This window comes from Pseudomonas sp. FW507-12TSA (assembly GCF_058781435.1).
Map to the genome: position 1 here is coordinate 52,252 of NZ_JBYSWT010000029.1, position 21,966 is coordinate 74,217.

Genomic DNA, 21,966 nt, shown 5'->3' on the forward strand with positions numbered 1-21,966 from the left:
GATCTCGCAGCGACGCGGGACACCCTCGGGCGCCCCGCCGGTTCAGGTCAGAAGCGCGTTTGCAGCGCCAGCTCGAAGGTCCGCGGTGCCCCCAGGTACAGTTGGGTCGGCGCGGTGCTGCGGGCGTACACCCGGTCGGTGAGGTTGCGTACCCGGGCGGTGACCCGGGTATCGGCATCGACCCGATAGCCGACGAAGGCGCCGAAGATCGCGTAGCCCGGGGCATAGCGGGTGTTGGCCGCGTTGGCGTACATCGACGACACATAGCGGCTGTCGGCCCCCACCTGCCAGGACGAGTCCAGGTCGTAGGTCAACCACAGGTTGGCCACCTTCTCGGGAATGTTGGTGGGACGGTTACCCTTGCGCGACACCGACCGGCCGCCGACGTTTTCATAGAACTCGTCGTACTGCGCATCGACATAGGCGAAGTTGCCCTCGGCCAGAAGCTTGGGCGTGACCCGCAGCGACGCCGCCAGCTCGACCCCGCGGGAAGACTGCTGGCCCACCGGCTGGCTATTGCCGGGGTTGGCCGGGTCGGCGGTGGACAGGTTCTTGCGTTCGATGCGGTAGGCCGCCAGGGTGGCCGAGCCGCGCCCTTCGAGGAAGTCGAACTTGCTGCCGATTTCCCACTGGTTGCCGGTGCTCAGGTCGAAGTCGCGCACCTGGCCATAGCTGGCGGTGGTGAGGACCCCAGAGGGCGGATCGGCGGCGGTGCTGTATTGCACATAGACATTGGCCGTCGGGGTCAGCTCGTAGACCAGCCCCAGGCGTCCGGTGGTAGGCCGGTACTTGCGCTGGAAGAATGCCGGGTTGGCCGCGTTGACGGCCCGGTAGTTGGTCACTTCCAGGTCGATCTGGTCATGGCGCAGGCCACTGAGCAACGACAAGCGCTCGCTGAGTTGCAGGCGGTTTTCCAGGAACAGCGCCCAGGTGTCCACCTGGTTGCGCCGGTTCTTGTCGAAGCTGCGGCGCACTCCGGGCAGGTCCCAGAAGCTGCCGGGCTCGAAGCGGTCCGGATCGAGCTGGTCGCCCGGGCCCGGGAGGGACAGCGGGTAGTTGCTCATGACGTTGTGGCTGTAGTCGATGCCCGTCGACCATTGGCTGTCCAGGCCGAACACATTGCCCTGATGCAGCAGTTCGAAGCGATTGCCGTTGAGCTCCTGGGCATGGCGCTGGAGCAAGGTGCCGGAACGGATCACCTGGGAGTTGTCAGCGTTGTAGGCGTAGTTCTCGACGTTGCGGTATTCGCGATCGGCGTTGTAGTGGTACAGGGTGTTGCGCAGCGAGGTGGCGTCATCGAGCTGGTAGTCGATGATCGAGCGCAACCAGCGCACCCTCTGCTCGTAGCGACCGTCGTCGACGTTGTAGTTCTCGAAGCGGCGGCTGCGCTGCACTTGCATCTTGCCCTCCAGCGGCGCCAGGGCCGGGGTTCCCCAGTAGGGACTGTCGACGCGCTCGTCCTGGTATTCGAAGGCCAGGGTGTGGGACAGCTGGTCGTTGATATCCGTCAGCAGGGAAAAGGCCAGGGTCCAGGCATCGCGTTGCTCGCGGTCGATGTAGCCGTTGCTGGTGCTGTGGTTGAAGTCCAGGCGCGCGTAGTGCCGGGGGCCCGGTCCGGCGTTGAGGGCGTGGTTGAAACCCAGGGACAGGGCGCGGCTGTCGTAGGAGCCGTAGCTGATCCGCCCTTCGTTGAACGACTCGCTGCGCGAGGCCAGCTTGGTGATGTAGTTGATGGAACCACCCACGGCCCCGGCGCCATGGAGAAAACTCGAGGGCCCGCCCACAGCCTCGACCCGATCGTAGATCCAGCTGTCCACCGGCCGCGCGGCGATGGAGTCGTACTGCACGCTGATGCCATTGAACAACTGGGTGATCTGCGGCCCGGAGAAGCCACGATAAGACACGAATCCCGGGATACCCGGCGACGAAGCGGCGTTCATGCCCGGCATCCCCAGCAATACATCCTGGGTCGTGGCAGCACCGCGCTGCTCGATCTGCTGGCGCTCGACCACGCTGATCGACGCCGGGGTCTGCCTGGGGGTCAGGCCCAGGCGCGAACCGGTGGTGCCCTGGGTATCGAGTTGCAGGCCGAACTTCTTCTGTTCATCGGCGCTGATGCGCATCTGCGGCAGTTCCAGCGTGCCCTCGGCCAGGGCATTGAAAGACAGGGCGCAGCACAGCGCCGCGCAGCTTGGAGAGCGATACAGGTACTTCATAGTCTCGGACTCGGAAAAAACCATCGAATGCCGCCCGCCCGTGGCCACGCGAACGCGCGCACGGCAACAGGCCAGGGACGGCAAGGAGGCGACCGCGATGGGTCGCCGGGGAGCCAGGTCAGCTCAGAGGGGGAGCCCGAGGGTTGAGGGGCGGCCAGCCATAGCGTGGCGGCGCCTTGTCATGCTGCGCGACCTTGGGTCGTTGCGGGCGCTGGCGACGCAACAGCCAGGCCAGGCAGAACAGCAGCCCCAGGCCCAGGGTGACGGCCGAGCACAACGGGCAGACCAGGGTATTGAGCCAGCCGGCACCTGCCTGGTCGCTGAAGTCGGTGTCCACCGCCGGGCCCTGGTTGCCCAGGGCAGAGCAGAACTGCCCGCCTACGCCATTGAGCTCCAACCCGGCCACCTGGCCATGGCCCAAGCCGCAGACGAACACGTTGAACAGCACGCAGAAATACAGCGTCCAGGCAACGTGGCGGCGATAGGGTGAGGTGCGAGTCATGGGGCGCAAGGTTAACAGCCGGCAACGCCGTGGAAAATCACCGTTACATTTTTCCTGAGCACGCCCCCAGCGCTTCGTGTGGCGGCTGCGCACGGCTCGGCACGAGCCGCCGGGGATCGTGCGCCCAGCCAGGGATACCGCGCTGGCGGGCGGTCATTCGCGGTCCTGGGACTTCACCGCCAGGATGCTACCCGGCATCGAGTACAGCGCTCGCTCGGTGGTGCTGCCGATCAGCCGGCCAAAACCGCTGCGGTGCACGGTGCCCATGACCACGGCGTCCACCAGGTATTCGTCGACGAACTGGGCGATGCCCGGGACCGGTGGCCCCATGATGAAGTGGCGAAACTCCTGGGGCACGTTGTGCGCGTCTCCCAGGCGCTCGAACTCCTTGTGCAGGGAATCGCGCAACTCGTCCAGGCAACTGGCGCTCCAGGCCGTGGAAGCCACCGGCGCCACGCCGTCGAGCATCGGCATCAGGTCATGGGCATATAGCAGGTGCAACTGCGCGTCGCACTGCAAGGCCAGGGCATTGGCGGTGCGGATGATCTGGGCATTGAGGCCGCTGATCTGGGTATCGGACTGGGCCGGGTCCACCGCCGCGACGATCCGCCGTGGCAGGTTGTTCGGTGCGTCGTTGACCAGGTGCACCGGCACCGGGGCGTCACGCAGCAGGTGGCAGTCCAGCGGCGTGACGAAGACCCGCTTGAGCGCCGATTCCAGGGTCACGTCCTTGATCAGCAGGTCAGGCTGGAACTCGGCGATGTAGTCCAGCATGTCCTTGAGCACCTGGGTGCTCCAGACCACCTGGGTGCTGACTTCCACCCCCTGCTCGCGCATCCATCGCGCCTCCACTTGCAGCCAGCGCTCATGGCGTTGCAGATAGGCCTGGCGCTCGCTGTCCTCCAGGTGTTCTTCCCACAGGTAAGTGCGCGCTGGCGGTTCGACGAACACCAGGGCATGCAGCTTGGCGCCACTGGCCCGGGCCAGGGCGGCGGCCCGGCGGGCGGCGGGTGACTGGTGCTGCTGGGGATCGGCGATCAGCAGCAGACGCTGGTACTGGCTCATGGTGCACCTCCTTGTTGGGCAGTGGCCTCGAGTGTCGAGCCTGGCAGCCACGAACGCCTTGATACGCATCAACGGCGCCAGCGCTTCTCCATCAAGACTAGCGGCGCAAGCCCGGCAAGCACAGCAACAGGGCCATTGCGCCGCACAGGCACAGGCTCGCCCCCAGGGCCTGGCCCCAACCCACCAGCAGCAATCCGGCACCGATCAACAAGTAATAGAACAGTCCGAACAAGGCCCCGGCGCTGCCCAGCCGATCGCTATAGGCCGCCAGGGCCGAACCGAGGATATTCGGGATCGCCAGGCCGAAACCCAGCACCACGCCGCCCATGGGCAACACCAGCCACAGGCTGTGTTGCAAGGCCAGTACTCCCAGGCCTCCGGCCAGCACCGCCAGGGCCGCCAGCACCAGCAGCCGGGCACTCTGCCAACCGCGCCCGAGCAGCCAGCGATTGCACCAGGCGCCACAACCGGAGCCCAGGGCCAGTAACGCGCCGCTGTAGCCGAACCATTGCTCGCCCTGGCCCAGTTGGCGGAACAGGAAGGGACCCAGGCTGTAGTAGCTGAGCAACGCGATGTTGAACGCCGCCACCAGCAGCGCCGAGCGCCAGATACCGGTATCGCGCAGCATCTGCCACAGGGTCCCGGCCAGGGGCGCCAGGGGCTGGGCCTGCGGACGGGTTTCCGGCAGCGCTCGGACACAACAGGCCAGCAGTATCAGGGCCAGCCCCAACAGCGCGCCCAAGGCTCCGCGATACCCCAGGGCCTGGGTCAGGCCCGAACCGGCGAACAGGCCAATGGCCGGGCTGGCCGCCAGCACCATGCCGACCAGGGAAAATACCCGGGCCAGCTCACGCCCCTGGAACAGGTCCCGCAACAAGGTCTGGGTCACCACCGAGCATGCCGCCACGCCCACGGCGGCCAGGGCCTGGCAGCACAAAAAGGCAGCGAAGTCGCGGGCCAGCAGTCCCAGGCACTGGGCCAGGGCATACAGGGCCAGGCCGCCCAGCAAGGCCGGGCGTCGGCCCCAGCGATCGCTCAGGCGGCCCCACAAGACGACGCCCGGGGCAATACCCAGGATGAATACCGAAAGGCTCTGGGCCGCCTGCTCCGCAGGCACGTCGAAGGCCTGGCCGACATCGGCCAGGGCCGGGCTGTAGAGGATCTGGGCAATCGGTGCGAACATCAGCAAGACCATGGCCAGGGGCAATAAGGTACGGGGATTCATCAGGCTGCTCGGCAAGAAAAACATGCCGGCGATTCTAGGCAGGCATCACTGGCGTATTATCGAAATCCTGCCAATAAACATTGGAAACCAGACAACCATGGCATGGCTCGAGCCCCAGGCCCGCTTCGACCCGGACGCCTTCACTACCCTGGTGGTCGGCATCGCCGCGACCCTGGGCGATCATGACTCCGGCCTGCACCAGCACCAGCGCGGCCAGTTGCTGTACACCCGCCAGGGCTGCACGCGCATCACCCTGGCCGACCGCCTGTGCCTGCTGCCCCCCTCACGAGCGGCATGGATACCCTCCGGCGTCCGCCATCGCGCCCAGATGCAGCAAAGCGTGGATTACCGCTCACTGTACTTCTGCCGCGAACTGGCCCCACAGCTGCCTGCGGAGGTGGCAGTGATCGAGGTCAGCCCACTGTTGCATGCGGTGCTGGAGCCCATGGCCCAGGCCGCCTTCGATTGTGACTGGAGCCAGGGGCGCTACCCGCACCTGCTGGGCCTGTGCCTCGAGGAAATCGCTACGGCCGCGCGCCAACCGCTGTCCTTGCCCCTGCCCCGGGACAAACGCCTGCGACCGCTGCTGGACGACCTGCAAAGCCTGCCGCCGGAACTGCAGGTGCTGGCGACCCGGGTGGGCGCCAGCAGCCGGACCATCGGCCGCATTTTCCAGCGCGAGACTGGCCTGGGCTACCAGCAGTGGCGCCAGCAATGGCGGCTGATGCGGGCCATCGAATTGCTCGCCACCGGGCGCAGCATCAGCTACAGCGCCTTCGAACTGGGCTTTGCCAGCGACAGCATCTTCATCGCCTTCTTCAAGGCCATGACCGGTACCACGCCTCGCGCCTACTTCAAGTGAGGCTCGGCGCCTCAGGCCTGGGGCAACTTGCGAAAACCCACCGCCAGGCGGTTCCAACTGTTGATGGTGGAGATCGCCATGGTCAGGTCGACGCATTCGCTGGGGCTGAACTGGCCGGCCAACTGCTCGTAGTCGGCGTCCGGCGCCTGGGTCTCGGCGAGCCGGGTCAGGGCTTCGGTCCAGGCCAGGGCGGCACGCTCGCGAGGGGTGAAGAACGGGCTTTCGCGCCAGACCGCCACGGCGAACAGGCGGCGCTCGGTCTCTCCTTGCTTGAGGGCATCGACGCTGTGCATGTCGACACAAAAGGCACAGCCATTGATCTGGGACGCTCGCAGCTTGACCAACTCGATCAGGGATTTTTCCAGTGGCAGCCGTGAAACCGCGGCCTCCAGGGCGAGCATGGCCTTGAGGGCCTCGGGCGAGGCGGTATAGAAATCCAGGCGCGGTTGCATGAGGGGAAACTCCGGGTCAGTGAGGATGCCGCCACGTTACGCCAGCCCCTGGTCGTGACCAATGACCAATCCCCGGGAACTTGGCTAGACCAATGCCCGGTGCTTCGTGTAGCCGCTTGACCTGCTGCTTCGTGTCGCCCGCTCGGTTTATGCAATAGGCCTGCGAGCGCGTGCCAGCGGGCGCTGCGCACCCGGTCGTAGCCTCGCCAGTTCGGCAACGGCTACAGGGACTGGCGCGGTTGCGCGATGCTCTGTCGGCGCGCCTCAGGTGCGGCTACGCAGCCATTGCATGAAGCCCTTTTTCAGCACCGGCTTGGGTTGGGCCTGGGTCAGGCTCTGGGCCATATGCCGACGGAAATCCAGCAGGTTCTTCATGGCTTCGTTGATGTCGTGGCGGGCATCCAGGCACGGCTTGAGGAACTCGTTGTCGATGCGGTACAGGCTGCAGAAGGTCTTGGCCGAGAACTGCGCCAGGGTCGCCTCCTCGGACACCACCCCAGCCTCGCCGATCACCTCGCCCGGCCCCATGCGCCCGGCCTCGAACGGCTGGCCTTCGCGCTGCATGGTCACCGACACCACCCCGGACTCGATGATGAACAAATGATCGCTGACCTCGCCAGCCGGCAGGATGACCTCGCCGGCACGGAAGGTCTGCAACTGCATGTTCTGGCTGAAGGTGTCCTTCTCTTCCTGGCGCAGGGTGGAAAATATGCTCGAGGTGTCCAGCAGCGCCCGGGGTCGGGATGCGCCCGCCGCTTGGCTGGCCTCGTTGCTGGACAACAGGCTGACGCCACTGGCCTGCAGATGACGGAACGCCAGGTCGAACAGTTGATTACGCACTTCGCGTTTTTGCCCCATGCTGGCGACGAAACCGCTGATCTCGTACTCCGCGCCAGTGCTGCTGGTGCTTTTCATGGCGACGCTGGCAGCCGGACTGGCCAACAGGAACCGGCAGCCCAGGGTCGCGCGCTCCAGGGCCTCGATGACCTTCTGCGGCCGGGCATGGGGGCTGACCTGCAGGCTCACCGCCACCCCATGGACATCGCTGGGCCGGCTGAAGTTGGTGATCTTGGCCTTGGAGGCCAGGGAGTTGGGGATCACCACCATGCTGCCCTGGGAGGTTTGCAGCCGGGTGGCTCGCCAGTCGATGTCCAGCACCCGTCCCTCGGTGCCGTCGATGGCGATCCAGTCATCGATCTGGTAGGGCTTGGTGGTGTTGAGCACGATCCCGGAAAACAGGTCGCTGAGGGTGCTTTGCAACGCCAGGCCGACGATGATCGCCAAGGCCCCGGAGGTCGCCAGCACGCCCTTGACCGGCAGTTCCAGCACATAGGCCAGGGCGGCGATGATGGCGACCAGGAAGATCAGCGCCCCCATCAAGTCCTGCAGCAACCGTCCGGTATGACCGACCTGCTGCATCATCAGGGTGCCCAGCAATACGGTCAGGGTCCGCGCGCCGAACAGCCACCAGCCGATCTCCAGGCCGGTGGCGGCCAGGTGCAGCGGTACATCGTCCGGCCAGGGCGCAGCTTGCAGGGGGTTCATGCCCTGGTTGAACAGCATCAGGCTGTAGAGGCAGAAGATCAGCACCCGCACCGCCAGTTTCCAGTACTCGCCACGGGCGCCTATCACCCGCCAGAGCACGATATCCAGGAACAGCAGGAACAACGCGGCCAACAACGGATGGTCGGTGAACAGGGAAAACATCGAGGCGCTCCGGCAAGACGAGGACGGCAAGATCGCACGAAAGGGCATGCAGCAGGTATAGCCGCAAAAGCCGGGCATGGAGGGAAAGAGATCAGCCGCCGGGATACGGCGGCTTCACAGGCCTATCGGATATAGCCGCTGCCACAGGCTGCGCCCGGTTCGGCACGAGCTGCCCAACCTGCCTGGGCGATGAGCCTGGGTACCGCGCATGGCGGGTGCTGCCAGCCTCACGGGCTCGGCAGCGGCTACCAGGGCCGGCTTACTTGCCCTGGGTCAGGGTGTTGTAGCTGGTCATCAGGTTGCGGTAGTCGGGGATGTGGTTGGAGAACAAGGTGCCCAGGCCCTCGATGTCGTTGCGCCAGTCACGATGCAGCTCGCAGGCCAGGCCGAACCAGGTCATCAGTTGGGCGCCGGCGGCGGACATGCGGTTCCAGGCAGAGTCGCGGGTCAGTTCATTGAAGGTACCGGAGGCATCGGTGACCACGAACACCTCGAACCCCTCTTCCAGGGCCGAGAGCGCCGGGAAGGCCACGCAGACTTCGGTCACCACGCCGGCGATGATCAGTTGCTTCTTGCCGGTAGCCTTGACCGCCTTGACGAAGTCCTCGTTGTCCCAGGCATTGATCTGGCCAGGACGGGCGATGTACGGCGCATCGGGGAACAGCGTCTTCAATTCGGGCACCAGCGGGCCATTGGGGCCGGTTTCGAAACTGGTGGTTAGGATGGTCGGCAGCTTGAAGTACTTGGCCAGGTCGCCCAGGGCCAGGACGTTGTTCTTGAAGCGATCGGGGTCGATATCGCGCACCAGCGACAGCAAGCCGGCCTGGTGGTCTACCAGCAGAACGGCAGCGTTGTCCTTGTCCAGGCGTTTGTAAGCAGTAGTCATGATGAAGTCCTCGCTAATGATCGATGCCGGGCAATCCGGCCTGAGTGAAGCCCGTGCCCACACCACCCGAAGGTGGCGGGCGCCGGGGTGTAGCGCGCGACTGGCAGAGCCTAGTTGCCCCTGGTCGTCGCGCAAGCGCTGCCGGTCAGTGACCGGCGGCGTCCATCTGGCCGAAGCGTCCCGATTGGAAATCGACGAAGGCCTGGTGAATCTCCTCTTCGCTGTTCATCACGAACGGGCCGTGGCCGACGATGGGTTCGTCGATGGGCTCGCCGCTGAGCAGCAGCACGATCGCGTCGCTGTCGGCCTCCAGGCCGAGCAGGTCGCCATCGCGCTCCAGCAATACCAGCTGGCCTTCGCGCACCCGCTCCTGGCCATTGACCTGCAAGGTGCCGCGCAACACTACCAAGGCCGTGTTACGCCCGGCCTGCAGCTCCAGGTCCAGGGGCTTGCCGGCCCGCAGGCGCAGGTCCCAGACGTCGATCGCGGTGAAGGTCCGGGCCGGGCCCTGGCGACCGCCGAACTGACCGGCGATCAGGCGCAGGCTGCCGGCGTTGCCCGGCAGTGGCAGCTGCGGGATGTCGTTGGCCAGGATGGTCTGGTAGCCAGGCGCAGCGAGCTTGTCCCGGGCCGGCAGGTTGACCCACAGCTGGACCATTTCCAGGTTGCCGCCACGGCGGGCGAAATCGGCGGAGTGAAACTCCTCGTGGAGGATCCCCGACGCCGCGGTCATCCACTGCACGTCACCCGGGCCGATCTTGCCGCCGCTGCCGGTGGAGTCGCGGTGCTCCACTTCACCATCGTAGACAATGGTCACCGTCTCGAAGCCGCGATGGGGGTGCTGGCCGACTCCGCGCCGGGCGCTGGTGGGGCTGAACTGCGCCGGGCCGGCGTGGTCGAGCAGCAGGAACGGACTGATGTGCTGGCCCATCTGGTCGTAGGAAAACAGGGTGCGGACCGGAAACCCGTCGCCGACCCAATGGGGCCTGGGGCTGGTGTAGATACCGATGATGTTTTTCATGTAGTCCTCCAGAACTTTCTGATGGACACACCTTAAATCCAGCACCTTTGACCCGCTAGACTGCAAAAATCGCCCTTAGCGTTCTATTTGGAGAACGATCTTGGAAGACCTCAATACCCTCTACTACTTCACCCAGGTAGTGGAACATCGCGGCTTCGCCGCCGCCGGAAGGGCCCTGGACATGCCCAAGTCCAAGCTCAGCCGGCGCATCGCCCAGTTGGAGGAACGCCTGGGCGTACGCCTGATCCAGCGCACCAGCCGGCACTGCTCGCTGACCGAGATCGGCCAGGAGTACTACCAGCGTTGCCTGGCCATGCGGGTCGAGGCCGAAGGCGCGGCGGAAGTCATCGAGCGCAATCGTTCCGAGCCCCAGGGGCTGGTACGGGTGGCTTGCCCCACCGCCCTGCTCAACTCCTGGGTCGGGCCGATGCTCACCCGCTTCATGCTCAAGTACCCCTTGGTGGAATTGTTCATCGAGAGCACCAACCGCCGGGTCGACTTGATCCACGAAGGGTTCGACATCGCCCTGCGGGTGCGCTTCCCGCCACTGGAAAGCACCGACCTGGTGATGAAGGTGCTGGGCAACAGCACCCAATGCCTGGTGGGGCACCCGGACTTTCTCCAGCGGCTGTCGAGCCCGCCCTCGCCGGCCGATCTCAGCGGCCTGCCGAGCCTGCACTGGGGCGCGGGGCAACGGGACTACCAATGGCAATTGCAGGGCCCGGACGAGGCCGAGGCCCTGATCCGCCATCATCCACGGCTGGTCACCGACGACTTGATCGCGCTGCGCCATGCGTTGCTGGCCGGGATCGGCATCGCCCACCTGCCCCGGGTTGTGGTGCGCGAGGACCTGGAGGCCGGGCGCCTGCATGAACTGGTTCCCGGCTGGGCGCCGCGTTGCGGGATCGTCCATGCCATCTTCCCTTCACGCCGCGGCCTGCTGCCTTCGGTGCGCAGCCTGATCGATTTTCTCGGCGAGGAGTTCAGCCACAGCGACATGGCCTGAAACGCGGGAAACGGCTGATCCATGGCAGGTATGGCACTGGGCAAGAAAATATTCCAGCCATAATATTTTCCCCAAACCCTGTCGCCCAGCCGAGGAGAAGCCCATGCACAGCCCAACCCGTGAAGCCACCCTGGCCCAATGGCAAGCCCAGGAACAAGCCATGCGTGCGCGCCTGGCCGGCCCCGGGAGCCTGTCCCTGGCCGAGGTCAGCGCCCTCACGCCGGAACAGTTCTTCGCCGGGATCGGCAACGGCGAGCTGCCTTCACCGCCCATCGGCAGCCTGCTGGATTTCATACCTATCGAGTGGGGCAATGGCCTGTTCGTGTTCCAGGGCACCCCGGATAACCGTCACTACAACCCACTGGGCACCGTGCATGGAGGCTACGCCGCCACCTTGCTGGATTCATGCATGGGTTGTGCGATCCATACCCGCCTGCAACAGGGCCAGGGCTACACCACCCTGGACCTGCGCATCAGTTATGTAAGGGCCTTGACCGGGGACAGCGGCCCGGTGCGGGCCGAGGGCAAGATTGTGCATCTGGGCCGCAGCACGGCCCTGGCCGAGGGCCGGATCTATGACGTGGATGGCCGGCTGTATGCCACCGGCAGCACCACCTGCATGATCCTCCAGCCCAGGGATTGAGCTACCGCGGACAGGGGCCTGCCTGGGCTGGATAATCCGCTGGATCGATCAACCGCATCAGTTGCCCGAGCGCCTCGCGGTCCGGCAACTGCGCCTGGCTGACATGGATGCTCTGGCGCCTGTGGCTGGCGATTCCTGGCCAGCCCGGGCAATCGTAGATCAGCACCTGGTGCAATTGCCGGTTGTCCATGCAGAAGGCCAGCAGGTCGAAGCCGTCCGCGACATCGAAGCTAGCGCTGATGATCGCCAGGTCGAACGGGGCGCTGGAGTACTCCACCAGGGTCAGCAGCTCCTCGAGCCGGTGTACGGGAGCGATACGGTAATAACCCAGCTGGTTGAGGGCTCTCTCGATTTGCATCCGTTGAAAATGCTGATTGTCGGCAATCAGTATGCGCAGCGCTCTGTTGGACATTCTTCTGATCCTATTGCTGGGTGGCGACCGGCAGGAACCGGTCTTGTCCTCCTGAATCGGTAGAAGGCTGGAATAAGCATCCCAGGGCCTGCCATGAGATCGTTCTGAAACCGCTCCAGCTCGGTCCTGCCATCGGCACAGCGCACGTGCCGATGAAATAGACGACAGTTCGTCGTCAGATCCGCGCAAGGCTGCGAACCACATTAAGCGGCGATCAACACTCAAGGCAGCAAGGTGTCTGAGGGTAATTGTTTCGAAGACTCTGGGCTGGCCATCACTCGGTGGTACTGGGGCTCCAGAACGCCTGCTGGACCAACGACGAGCCCGAGAGCCGGGCCACCAGCGCGTCCAGCTCGTCACCGTCCACCGAGGTACTGGCGAGCGTCGCCTCGATCTGCACTTCCTCGCTGCCGAAGGCGTGCACGTCGACGTCGCTGGCCGGATGGTTGCAACGCGCCAACTCGGCCTCCAGCAAGGCGAACACGGCTTTCTGCCGGGAACGATGGGCGATCACGTAGACGATATTCGTGACCTCGGCGGAGATCACATCCAGCGGCTGGCGGTTGATGTTGTTGACGATAGGCCGCAAGAGGGTGTTGGCCGCCAGCACGAACAAGGTGCCGAGCAGGGCTTCGAGGATCAGGTCGGCACCCGCGCAAGCCCCCACCGCCGCCGAGGCCCAGAGGGTGGCGGCGGTATTCAACCCTCGCACATTGCCCTCCTCGCGCATGATCACCCCGGCGCCGAGGAAACCGATCCCCGAGACCACATAGGCCACTACCCGCACGGCCCCTTCGGCGCCACCCAGGCGGTTGGCCATGTCGACGAAGATCGCCGCCCCCACCGCCACCAGCACGTTGGTGCGCAGCCCGGCGGTGCGTTGGCGGAACTGGCGCTCGAAGCCGATCAGCCCACCTAGGATGAACGCTGCGCTAAGGCTGACCAGGGTATCGATCAGCGAGTCCAGGTTGACGTTGTGCAAGGCTTGCATGGCGAAGATCCTCTTGGCGACCTGCGGCAGGCTAGCCGTGGCAGGTTACAGGCAGCCCACCGCCCCCTGAAAACCCGCCGCGTGCCAGTACTGCCCGTTACTGCCAGCCGAAGCGCCGGCTGTAGAAACCCTTCACCGCCTGGGTCAGGGCCATGTAGGCCACGAGGATCAGCGGCAGGTACAGGAAATACAGTGGTGGCAAGGCCTGCAGCTTGAAGTAGTGGGCCAGCGGCCCCATCGGCAGGAAGATGCCCACGGCCATGATGATTCCGGTCATGACCATCAGCGGCATGGCCGCCCGGCTTTGCAGGAACGGAATCTTCGGCGTGCGGATCATGTGCACGATCAGGGTCTGGGTCAGCAGCCCCACCACGAACCAGCCGGACTGGAACAACGTCTGCTGCTCTGGAGTGCTGGCGCCGAATACATGCCACATCAGGGCGAAGGTGGTGATATCAAAGATCGAGCTGATGGGCCCGAAGAACACCATGAAACGCCCGACATCCGCCGGCTGCCAACGCTGGGGCTGCTTGAGCATCTCGTCGTCGACGTTATCGAAGGGAATGGCGATCTGCGAAATGTCGTACAACAGGTTCTGTACCAGCAGGTGCATCGGCAACATCGGCAGGAACGGGATGAAGGCACTGGCCACCAGCACCGAGAACACGTTGCCGAAGTTGGAGCTGGCGGTCATCTTGATGTACTTGAGCATGTTGGCGAAGGTCCGCCGTCCTTCCAGCACGCCCTCCTCCAGCACCATCAGGCTCTTTTCCAGGAGGATGATGTCCGCCGCTTCCTTGGCGATATCCACCGCACTGTCCACCGAAATGCCGATGTCGGCGGTACGCAGCGCCGGCGCGTCGTTGATGCCGTCGCCCATGAACCCCACCACGTGCCCGTTGGCCTTGAGCAGGCGGACGATGCGCTCCTTGTGGGTCGGGGTCAGCTTGGCGAAGACATTGGTGGTCTCCACCGCCTTGGCCAGTTGCTCGTCGCTCATGCGCTCGATGTCGTTGCCCATCAACAGGCCCTGTTGCTCCAGGCCCACTTCACGGCAGATCTTGGCAGTCACCAGCTCGTTGTCGCCAGTCAGCACCTTGACCGCCACGCCGTGCTCGGCCAGGGCCTTGAGCGCCGGCGCGGTGCTGTCCTTGGGCGGATCGAGGAAGGCCACGTAGCCGATCAGGGTCAGCTCACGCTCATCGGCCAGGCTGTAGGTGTCGCGTCCTTCGAGCATGGGCCGGGCCGCTACCGCCACCACCCGCAGGCCCTCTTCGTTGAGATCGGCAGTGACCCGGCGGATCCGTGCCAGCAGTTCCTCGCTGAGGACTTCCTCGGCCTCGCCATGACGCACGCTGCGGCATACCGCCAGCACTTCCTCCACCGCCCCCTTGCAGATCAGCAAATGCGGCTGGCCCTGCTCCGCCACCACCACCGACATCCGCCGGCGGGTGAAGTCGAAGGGGATTTCATCGACCTTGCGAAACGCCGTGCCGACGGCCAGTTCACGCTGGATCTCGACATGCTCGAGCACCGCCACGTCCAGCAGGTTCTTCAGCCCGGTCTGGTAGTAGCTGTTGAGGTAGGCCATCTCCAGCACGTCGTCGGACTCCTCGCCCCACACGTCCACGTGGCGCGCCAGGAAGATCTTGTCCTGGGTCAGGGTGCCGGTCTTGTCGGTGCACAGCACGTCCATGGCGCCGAAGTTCTGGATCGCATCCAGGCGCTTGACGATGACTTTCTTGCGCGACAGGAACACCGCGCCCTTGGCCAGGGTCGAGGTGACGATCATCGGCAGCATTTCCGGGGTCAGGCCCACGGCGATGGACAGGGCGAACAGCAGCGCCTCCATCCAGTCGCCCTTGGTGAAGCCGTTGATGAACAACACCAGCGGCGCCATGACGAACATGAAGCGGATCAACAGCCAGCTGACCTTGTTGACCCCGTTCTGGAACGAGGTAGGCGCGCGGTCGGTGGCGCTCACCCGCTGGGCCAGGGCGCCGAAGTAGGTGCTGTTGCCGGTGGTCAGGATCACCGCCGTGGCGGAACCGGAGACCACGTTGGTGCCCATGAACAGGATGTTGTCCAGGTCCAGGGGGTTGCTGGTATCGGCATCCTGCTGGCGCGGGAATTTCTCCACGGGCATGGATTCACCGGTCATGGCCGCCTGGCTGACGAACAGGTCCTTGGCACTGAGCACCCGGCAGTCGGCGGGAATCATGTCGCCGGCCGAGAGCACGATCAGGTCCCCCGGCACCAACTGCTTGATGGGCAGCTCGATGCGTCGCGCACCTGCGACCTCGACGGCTGCCGGCAAGCGCCCGGGCGTGGCCGGCGCCAGGGATGGCGAGTCCGGCCGCATCACGGTGGCGGTGTTGCTGACCATGGCCTTGAGGGCATCGGCGGCCTTGTTCGACTTGGCCTCCTGCCAGAAACGCAGCAAGGTCGAGAGCACCACCATGGAAAAGATCACCGTGGCCGCCTTCATGTCCTCGGTCAGCCAGGAGATCACCGCCAACAGGGTCAGCAGCAGGTTGAAGGGGTTCTTGTAGCAGTGCCACAGGTGGGTCCACCAGGACAGCGCCTGCTCGTGCTCGACTTCATTGAGGCCGTGGCGCTCACGCAGGGCCTCGGCTTCCTCGGTACTCAAGCCATCGGTGTGGCTGCCGAGCTGGTCCAGCAGATGCGTCGCGTCGCTGTTGGCCGCCGCGACCAGGGTTTGTGCGAGGGTTGGCGGGACATCGCGACTGACACTGGCGTCGCTGAAGCTTTCCAGCAGGGCCAGGCGCCGGAAGTGCCGGGCGAAATGCCGGGTCCGCAGGAAACCGGCGAAGAATTCTTTCAACAGGGTGAGCTTCATGATGATGACTCCTGCACGGCCGGTGCATGACATAAAAACGGCCGCGTTGAAACGAAACAGTCAGGGAGATGGAACAAGGCAGGATTGGGCTCACGCCTGAAGCAATCGCCCCATCAGGGATAGGCGATGTTGCTGGCGATGCTGACGCTGACGGGTGTATCCCATGGCTGTTCCCCTGGACGGACGGCGCTGGAAACGCCACAGGCAGGTACCGCCGGAGCTGCCACAGGGCGCGTCGAACGCCCACGCAGGACCGGCCCGCAGGTCCATGGAACCTGCGCGTCGAAGCAGCCGCGACACGGCACCAGGCCGGATCGGGCATCGATCGGAGTCATCAAGAAGGGAAATCGGGGCGACCAGGATGGGTCGCGACCGGGACGCCGCCTCTCGCTGGATGGCGAGACAACGGCAGGAATCAAGGCTGCGCGTTATCTTGCCGGGACCACGCCGGTTATCGAGACCGGCTGACTCCTGTCACTCGAACAAGTACCCACACTGGGCCTCCATTGATTGAAAACGCGCGCAGCTTACGCCGCACGTTTTATAGAGTAAACCTGGGAAAAAACCTTGCCGGGGGGAATTGAAAAGTTCTTCAGCGCAGGTTCAGGAAGGAGTGGAACATGAAGCTTTCATGACTTCGGCGGCCGCTACCGCAGGGCTGCGGCAGCGGCCGGCGCGTCAGCTGGCGGTGGCCAGCAGCATGTCGCGAACCGAGCGGCTGTGACCGCGGGTCTTGCCATGCTCGTACAGCGAATCGGCGATCTCCTGGGCACGGATCGGCAGTACCGACAAGAGGGTATCGCTCAAGCCGTGGCTGGCCTGGCTGAAGCCCTGCAGGTAGACACCGGCCTTGCAGCGCTCGTCGGTGATCAGGCGGTAGTTGCGATCCACTTCGAAGTCACCCAGGTAGGCCTGCAGCGGCGCCAGCAGGTCGCGGTACAGGTTGCGCTCGTAGCCGGTGGCCAGGACCACGGCATCGTAGTGGCGCACTTCACGCTCGCCACTGGCGCCATGGCGCAGGATCAGCTCGATGCCCAGGTCAGTGGCGGTGGCCTTCTCGACGGTGGTCAGGGTACGGAACGCATGCCGCGGGACGCCGGAGACCTTCTGGCGATAGAAGATCCCGTAGATGCGCTCGATCAGGTCGATGTCCACCACCGAGTAGTTGGTGTTCTGGTACTCGCTGACCAGGCGCTCGCGCTCGTTGTCGTTCTGCTGGAACACCAGGTCGGTGAAGGCCGGGGAGAACACTTCGTTGACGAACGGGCTGTCGTCGGCCGGCTTGAGGGCCGAGCCGCGCATGATGATGTCGGCCTGCACCGAGGGGAAGCTGTCGTTGAGGTCGATGAAGGCTTCCGCGGCGCTCTGCCCGCCACCGATGATGGCGATGTTCATCGGCTTGCCGTTGACGCAAGGCTGTTGGGCCATGCGCTCCAGGTATTGGGAATGATGGAAGACCCGCGCATCGCCCTTGAGCCCCTTGAATAGCTCCGGAACCCGTGGCGTGCCACCGGTGCTGACCACCACCGAACGGGTGGTGCGCACCTGCTCGGCGCCCTGGGCATCGCGGGAGATCACCCGCAGCGCCTCGACCTGCTGGTTGTGCAGCACAGGCTCGATGCCCAGCACTTCTTCACCGTAGCGGCTGTGCTCCTGGAAATGCCCGGCCACCCAGCGCAGGTAGTCGTTGAACTCCATGCGGCACGGATAGAAGGTGCCCAGGTTGATGAAGTCCACCAGGCGCCCGTGGTGCTTGAGGTAGTTGACGAAGGAGTAGGGACTGGTCGGGTTGCGCAGGGTCACCAGGTCCTTGAGGAAGGAAATCTGCAGTTCGCTCTGGGTCACCAGGGTGTTGCCGTGCCAGCGATAGTCCGCTTGTTTGTCGAGGTACAGCGCGTCCAGCGGACCGTGCTCCTGGCCGCGCTCTTCCAGCGCAATGGCCAGCGCCAGGTTCGAGGGGCCGAAACCGATACCGATCAAATCGTGAACGTGGGCCGATGCAATTGCCTGTGTCATTTCCAGTGTCCTCTGGATAAACCGCCTCAACGCGGGGGATAAAGTGTCACGGTGACCCGACTGGCCCGCAAAGGTCAGCAGATCGTCTGTTGAGTAGGGACGAGGACAGTGAAAAAAAATTTAACTAAATAAGACGCACTGCGCTTGGCCTATTGGGCCTCCCACTGACGCAGGCGAACCCGGCAGTGCTTCATCGCATTGACGATGTGTTTTTCCACCAGGCTGCGGGAAATTCCCAGCTGTTCGGCGATCTGTTGGTGGGACATGCCCTCGAGCTTGCGCAGCAGGAAGCTCTCGCGGCACAGGCGGGGCAGCTCGGTCAGTGCCCGTTGCAGCATCTCCAGGCGCTGGCCCTGGTCCAGGCTGGTTTGCGGCGATGGGTTGAAGTAGCGCTCCTCGTTGTCCAGCACCTCCAGGGGTTCGGACTGGCGCAGGGCGTTGCGCCGATGGCCATCGATCACCAGGTTCAGAGCCGTGCGATAGAGGAAGGCCCGCGGCTGCTCGATGGGCGTGTCGCTGGAACGCTCCAGCACCCGGACGTAAGCGTCGTGCACTACATCCTCGGCCACCTGGCGGTTACCCAGCTTGGCATGGAGGAAGCACATCAGCTCGCGATAGTAACTTTCCAACATGGCTCCCAACCGCCCCCATGACGGTTATTTCCTTGAGCGAGACCGACGTTAGCCGGTTGGCCCGGTGATTCAATGATGGCAGTTTCGACCCTGCGTAATTTATAGTAATTCTCATATAGATTTAAAGTACCGCAGGGCCGCAGTGGGTTTATTTCGCTATCCGGGCAGCTGTAACGCCATATGTCGGCAGTTAAATTCCCCCTGCGGCCTCTCGTTTACCTGACAGCTCCCCGTCCCTGCCGTTTGCTTGGCAACCAGCAGTCAGCCTGTTCCCTGTGCCGGCGCTGGACCGACGGGCCGATACCTCTTGGCCGGAACCCTGCATGAAACGTCCTCGAAATTCCCGACGCGCCCTGCTTGCCGCACTCTGTGTGATCCCCATCGTCGCCATCGTCGCCTGGAAGTTCATTCCATCAGGGCGCGACCAGTTCAGCACCGTGCAAGTGCGCCGGGGCGATATCGAAAGCAGCGTCACGGCCCTGGGCACCTTGCAACCGCGCCGCTATGTGGATGTCGGCGCCCAGGCCTCCGGGCAAATACGCAAGATCCATGTGGAAGCCGGCGATGCGGTCAAGGAAGGCCAGCTGCTGGTGGAAATCGACCCCTCCACCCAGCAAGCCAAGCTGGATGCCAGCCGCTTCGCCATCGAGAACCTGCAGGCCCAGTTGCAAGAGCAATACGCCCAGAACCAACTGGCCCGGCAGAAGTACCAGCGCCAGCAGAACCTCGCCGCCGGCGGGGCGACCCGCGATGAGGACGTACAAACCGCCCAGGCCGAGCTCAAGGCCACCCAGGCGCGGATCGATATGTTCAAGGCGCAGATCCGCCAGGCCCAGGCCAGCCTGCGCAGCGACCAGGCCGAACTGGGCTATACCCGCATCTATGCGCCGATGTCCGGCACCGTGGTCGCGGTGGATGCCCGCGAAGGCCAGACCCTCAACGCCCAGCAGCAGACCCCGCTGATCCTGCGGATCGCCAAGCTGTCGCCGATGACGGTCTGGGCCGAGGTCTCGGAAGCCGACATCGGCCATGTGAAGCCCGGCATGAGCGCCTACTTCACCACCCTGAGCGGCGGCGGCCGGCGCTGGACCAGTACCGTACGGCAAATCCTGCCGATCCCGCCCAAGCCGCTTAACGAGACCAGCCAGGGGGGCGGCAGTCCCAGCAGCACCAGCAAGAGCGGTAGCGGCCGGGTGGTGCTCTATACCGTGCTGCTGGATGTGGACAACGCCGACAACGCGCTGATGGCGGAGATGACCACCCAGGTGTTCTTCGTCGCCAACTCGGTCAAGGACGTACTCACCGCGCCCATCGCCGCCCTGCAGGACGGCGCGGCGCCAGGCCAGCAGATTGCCCGGGTGGTGGCCGAGAACGGCGCGGTCAGCGAACGCCAGGTCAAGGTCGGTATCAGCGATCGCCTGCGGGTGCAGATCCTCGATGGCCTGAACGAAGGTGATCACCTGCTGATCGGCCCTGCCAACAGCAGCGGAGGTTGAATGCAGACGCCCCTGATCGACCTTCGGAACATCCGCAAGTCCTACGGTGGTGGCGACAGTCCGCAGGTCGACGTCCTGCGCGGCATCGACCTGTCGATCCATGCCGGGGAATTCGTAGCCATCGTCGGCGCCTCGGGCTCCGGCAAGTCGACCCTGATGAACATCCTCGGCTGCCTGGATCGGCCAACCTGCGGCGAGTACCTGTTCGCCGGTGAGAACGTCGCCCACCTCGACAGCGACGCGCTGGCCTGGCTGCGCCGGGAAGCCTTCGGTTTCGTATTCCAGGGCTACCACCTGATCCCCTCGGGCTCGGCCCAGGAAAACGTCGAGATGCCGGCCATCTATGCCGGCACCCCGGCCGCCGAGCGCCATGCGCGGGCTGCAGCCCTGCTGGAACGCCTGGGCCTGGGCAGCCGTACCGGCAACCGCCCGCACCAACTCTCCGGTGGCCAGCAACAACGGGTATCCATCGCCCGCGCGCTGATGAACGGCGGCCACATCATCCTCGCCGACGAACCCACCGGCGCCCTGGACAGCCACAGCGGCGCCGAGGTCATGGCCCTGCTGGACGAACTGGCCAGCCAGGGTCACGTGGTGATCCTCATTACCCATGACCGCGAAGTGGCCGCCCGGGCCAAGCGCATCATCGAGATCCGCGACGGCGAGATCATCAGCGACACCGCCGATACCGACCCTAGCGTACAGGCGACTGCCAATATCGGCGCCCTGCAAGCCGTGGACCTGCGCCAGCGCCTGGCCGATGGCAGCGAACCTACCGGCGCCTGGAAAGGCGAGCTGGTGGAAGCAGTACAAGCCGCCTGGCGAGTGATGTGGATCAATCGGTTCCGCACCGCCCTCACCCTGCTGGGGATCATCATCGGCGTGGCCTCGGTAGTGGTGATGCTGGCCGTGGGCGAAGGCAGCAAGCGCCAGGTCATGGCACAGATGGGTGCCTTTGGCTCCAACATCATCTACCTCAGCGGCTACTCGCCAAACCCGCGGACACCCGCCGGGATCATTACCCTGGACGATGTCGCCGCCGTAGGCGCCCTGCCCCAGGTCAAGCGCATCATGCCGGTCAATGGCTCAGAGGCAGGCGTGCGCTTCGGCAACCGTGACTACATGGCCTATGTAGGCGGCAACGACACCAACTTTCCGCATATTTTCAACTGGCCGGTAGCCGAAGGCAGTTACTTCAGCGACGCCGACGAGCACGCGGCCTCCGCCGTGGCCGTGATCGGCCACAAGGTGCGGGAAAAACTGCTCAAGGATGTGGCCAACCCCATCGGCCAATACATCCTGATCGAGAACGTTCCCTTCCAGGTGGTGGGCGTACTGGTGGGCAAGGGCGCCAGCTCGGGAGATAGCGACAGCGACGATCGCATCGCCGTGCCCTATTCCGCTGCCAGCACCCGGCTGTTCGGCAGCCGCAACCCGGAATACGTCGCCATTGCCGCCGCCGATGCCAGCAAGGTCAAGGAAACCGAGCAAGCCATCGACCAATTGATGCTGCGCCTGCACCACGGCAAACGCGACTACGAACTGACCAACAACGCCGCGATGATCCAGGCCGAGGCCCGGACCCAGAACACCCTGTCGCTGATGCTCGGCGCCATCGCCGCCATCTCCCTGCTGGTCGGCGGCATCGGTGTGATGAACATCATGCTCATGACCGTGCGCGAGCGTACCCGCGAGATCGGCATCCGCATGGCCACCGGCGCCCGCCAGCGGGACATCCTGCGCCAGTTCCTCACCGAGGCGGTGATGCTCTCGGTGGTCGGCGGACTGACCGGCATCGGCGTAGCGCTGATCATCGGCGGCGTGCTGATCCTCAGCGAAGTGGCGGTAGCATTTTCCCTGGCCGCGGTACTCGGCGCCTTCGCCTGCGCCCTGGTCACCGGTGTCGTCTTCGGCTTCATGCCGGCCCGCAAAGCTGCCCGGCTCGACCCGGTCACGGCCCTTACCAGTGAATGA

General features: G+C 64.7%; 18 protein-coding genes. 5 read left to right on the forward strand and 13 right to left on the reverse strand.

Translation table 11 applies throughout. The annotated features are described in order from the left end of the window. Window positions 1-47: 47 nt before the first annotated feature. The 4 genes from AC3WK8_RS24310 to AC3WK8_RS24325 form a co-directional block, all read right to left on the reverse strand. A complete protein-coding gene (locus AC3WK8_RS24310) occupies window positions 48-2,216 on the reverse strand; it encodes a TonB-dependent receptor (protein ID WP_103326030.1) in 2,169 nt (722 codons plus the stop codon). A 118-nt stretch (window positions 2,217-2,334) separates the two neighbouring features. Then, window positions 2,335-2,718: a DUF2946 domain-containing protein gene (locus AC3WK8_RS24315; protein WP_085600105.1), complete on the reverse strand. Its 384-nt coding sequence runs from the start codon at window positions 2,716-2,718 to the stop codon at window positions 2,335-2,337. Between the two features lie 153 nt (window positions 2,719-2,871). Next, window positions 2,872-3,783 carry a universal stress protein gene (locus AC3WK8_RS24320; protein WP_103326029.1) on the reverse strand — a complete coding sequence of 304 codons (912 nt, stop codon included), beginning with the start codon at window positions 3,781-3,783 and terminating at the stop codon, window positions 2,872-2,874. A 97-nt stretch (window positions 3,784-3,880) separates the two neighbouring features. Further along, on the reverse strand, window positions 3,881-5,008 hold the full coding sequence (locus AC3WK8_RS24325) for an MFS transporter (protein ID WP_103326052.1): 1,128 nt from the start codon (window positions 5,006-5,008) through the stop codon (window positions 3,881-3,883). A 97-nt stretch (window positions 5,009-5,105) separates the two neighbouring features. On the opposite strand from AC3WK8_RS24325, the gene AC3WK8_RS24330 reads away from it, so the two are divergent. Next, window positions 5,106-5,870 carry an AraC family transcriptional regulator gene (locus tag AC3WK8_RS24330; RefSeq protein WP_085600109.1) on the forward strand — a complete coding sequence of 255 codons (765 nt, stop codon included), beginning with the start codon at window positions 5,106-5,108 and terminating at the stop codon, window positions 5,868-5,870. An 11-nt stretch (window positions 5,871-5,881) separates the two neighbouring features. Here the strand turns inward: AC3WK8_RS24330 and AC3WK8_RS24335 are convergent, their stop codons facing one another. The 4 genes from AC3WK8_RS24335 to AC3WK8_RS24350 form a co-directional block, all read right to left on the reverse strand. Continuing rightward, window positions 5,882-6,322, reverse strand: coding sequence for a carboxymuconolactone decarboxylase family protein (locus AC3WK8_RS24335; RefSeq protein ID WP_103326028.1), 441 nt, complete (start codon window positions 6,320-6,322; stop codon window positions 5,882-5,884). Between the two features lie 264 nt (window positions 6,323-6,586). Further along, window positions 6,587-8,029 carry a mechanosensitive ion channel family protein gene (locus AC3WK8_RS24340; protein WP_085600113.1) on the reverse strand — a complete coding sequence of 481 codons (1,443 nt, stop codon included), beginning with the start codon at window positions 8,027-8,029 and terminating at the stop codon, window positions 6,587-6,589. Window positions 8,030-8,288: 259 nt separating this feature from the next. Beyond that, entirely contained in the window at window positions 8,289-8,915 is a 627-nt protein-coding gene (gene ycaC, locus AC3WK8_RS24345; RefSeq protein WP_022639815.1) for an isochorismate family cysteine hydrolase YcaC, read from the reverse strand. 145 nt (window positions 8,916-9,060) lie between these two features. Further along, window positions 9,061-9,936: a pirin family protein gene (locus AC3WK8_RS24350; protein ID WP_053137284.1), complete on the reverse strand. Its 876-nt coding sequence runs from the start codon at window positions 9,934-9,936 to the stop codon at window positions 9,061-9,063. Between the two features lie 97 nt (window positions 9,937-10,033). Between AC3WK8_RS24350 and AC3WK8_RS24355 the strand changes: the two genes are divergently transcribed. Together AC3WK8_RS24355 and AC3WK8_RS24360 are read left to right on the forward strand one after the other, a co-directional pair. Beyond that, entirely contained in the window at window positions 10,034-10,942 is a 909-nt protein-coding gene (locus tag AC3WK8_RS24355; RefSeq protein ID WP_103326027.1) for a LysR substrate-binding domain-containing protein, read from the forward strand. A gap of 103 nt (window positions 10,943-11,045) precedes the next feature. After that, on the forward strand, window positions 11,046-11,585 hold the full coding sequence (locus tag AC3WK8_RS24360; protein WP_085600117.1) for a PaaI family thioesterase: 540 nt from the start codon (window positions 11,046-11,048) through the stop codon (window positions 11,583-11,585). Window position 11,586: 1 nt separating this feature from the next. Here AC3WK8_RS24360 and AC3WK8_RS24365 read toward each other — a convergent pair whose 3' ends face one another. From AC3WK8_RS24365 to AC3WK8_RS24385, 5 genes are all read right to left on the reverse strand, one after another. Beyond that, on the reverse strand, window positions 11,587-11,943 hold the full coding sequence (locus tag AC3WK8_RS24365; RefSeq protein ID WP_306310251.1) for a response regulator: 357 nt from the start codon (window positions 11,941-11,943) through the stop codon (window positions 11,587-11,589). A 328-nt stretch (window positions 11,944-12,271) separates the two neighbouring features. Further along, the gene (locus AC3WK8_RS24370; protein ID WP_053137281.1) at window positions 12,272-12,988 is read right to left on the reverse strand and encodes an MgtC/SapB family protein; all 717 of its coding nucleotides are present in this window, start codon (window positions 12,986-12,988) and stop codon (window positions 12,272-12,274) included. 97 nt (window positions 12,989-13,085) lie between these two features. After that, window positions 13,086-15,848: a magnesium-translocating P-type ATPase gene (gene mgtA / locus AC3WK8_RS24375; protein ID WP_103326026.1), complete on the reverse strand. Its 2,763-nt coding sequence runs from the start codon at window positions 15,846-15,848 to the stop codon at window positions 13,086-13,088. Between the two features lie 678 nt (window positions 15,849-16,526). Next, entirely contained in the window at window positions 16,527-17,864 is a 1,338-nt protein-coding gene (locus AC3WK8_RS24380; protein WP_031320204.1) for a lysine N(6)-hydroxylase/L-ornithine N(5)-oxygenase family protein, read from the reverse strand. A gap of 149 nt (window positions 17,865-18,013) precedes the next feature. Beyond that, entirely contained in the window at window positions 18,014-18,496 is a 483-nt protein-coding gene (locus tag AC3WK8_RS24385) for a sigma-70 family RNA polymerase sigma factor (protein WP_177409198.1), read from the reverse strand. 323 nt (window positions 18,497-18,819) lie between these two features. On the opposite strand from AC3WK8_RS24385, the gene AC3WK8_RS24390 reads away from it, so the two are divergent. Beyond that, window positions 18,820-19,992 carry an efflux RND transporter periplasmic adaptor subunit gene (locus AC3WK8_RS24390; RefSeq protein WP_085600123.1) on the forward strand — a complete coding sequence of 391 codons (1,173 nt, stop codon included), beginning with the start codon at window positions 18,820-18,822 and terminating at the stop codon, window positions 19,990-19,992. Continuing rightward, window positions 19,993-21,966 (forward strand): MacB family efflux pump subunit, encoded by a 1,974-nt coding sequence (locus tag AC3WK8_RS24395; RefSeq protein ID WP_103326025.1) that lies wholly within the window; start codon window positions 19,993-19,995, stop codon window positions 21,964-21,966. It abuts the gene before it with no gap.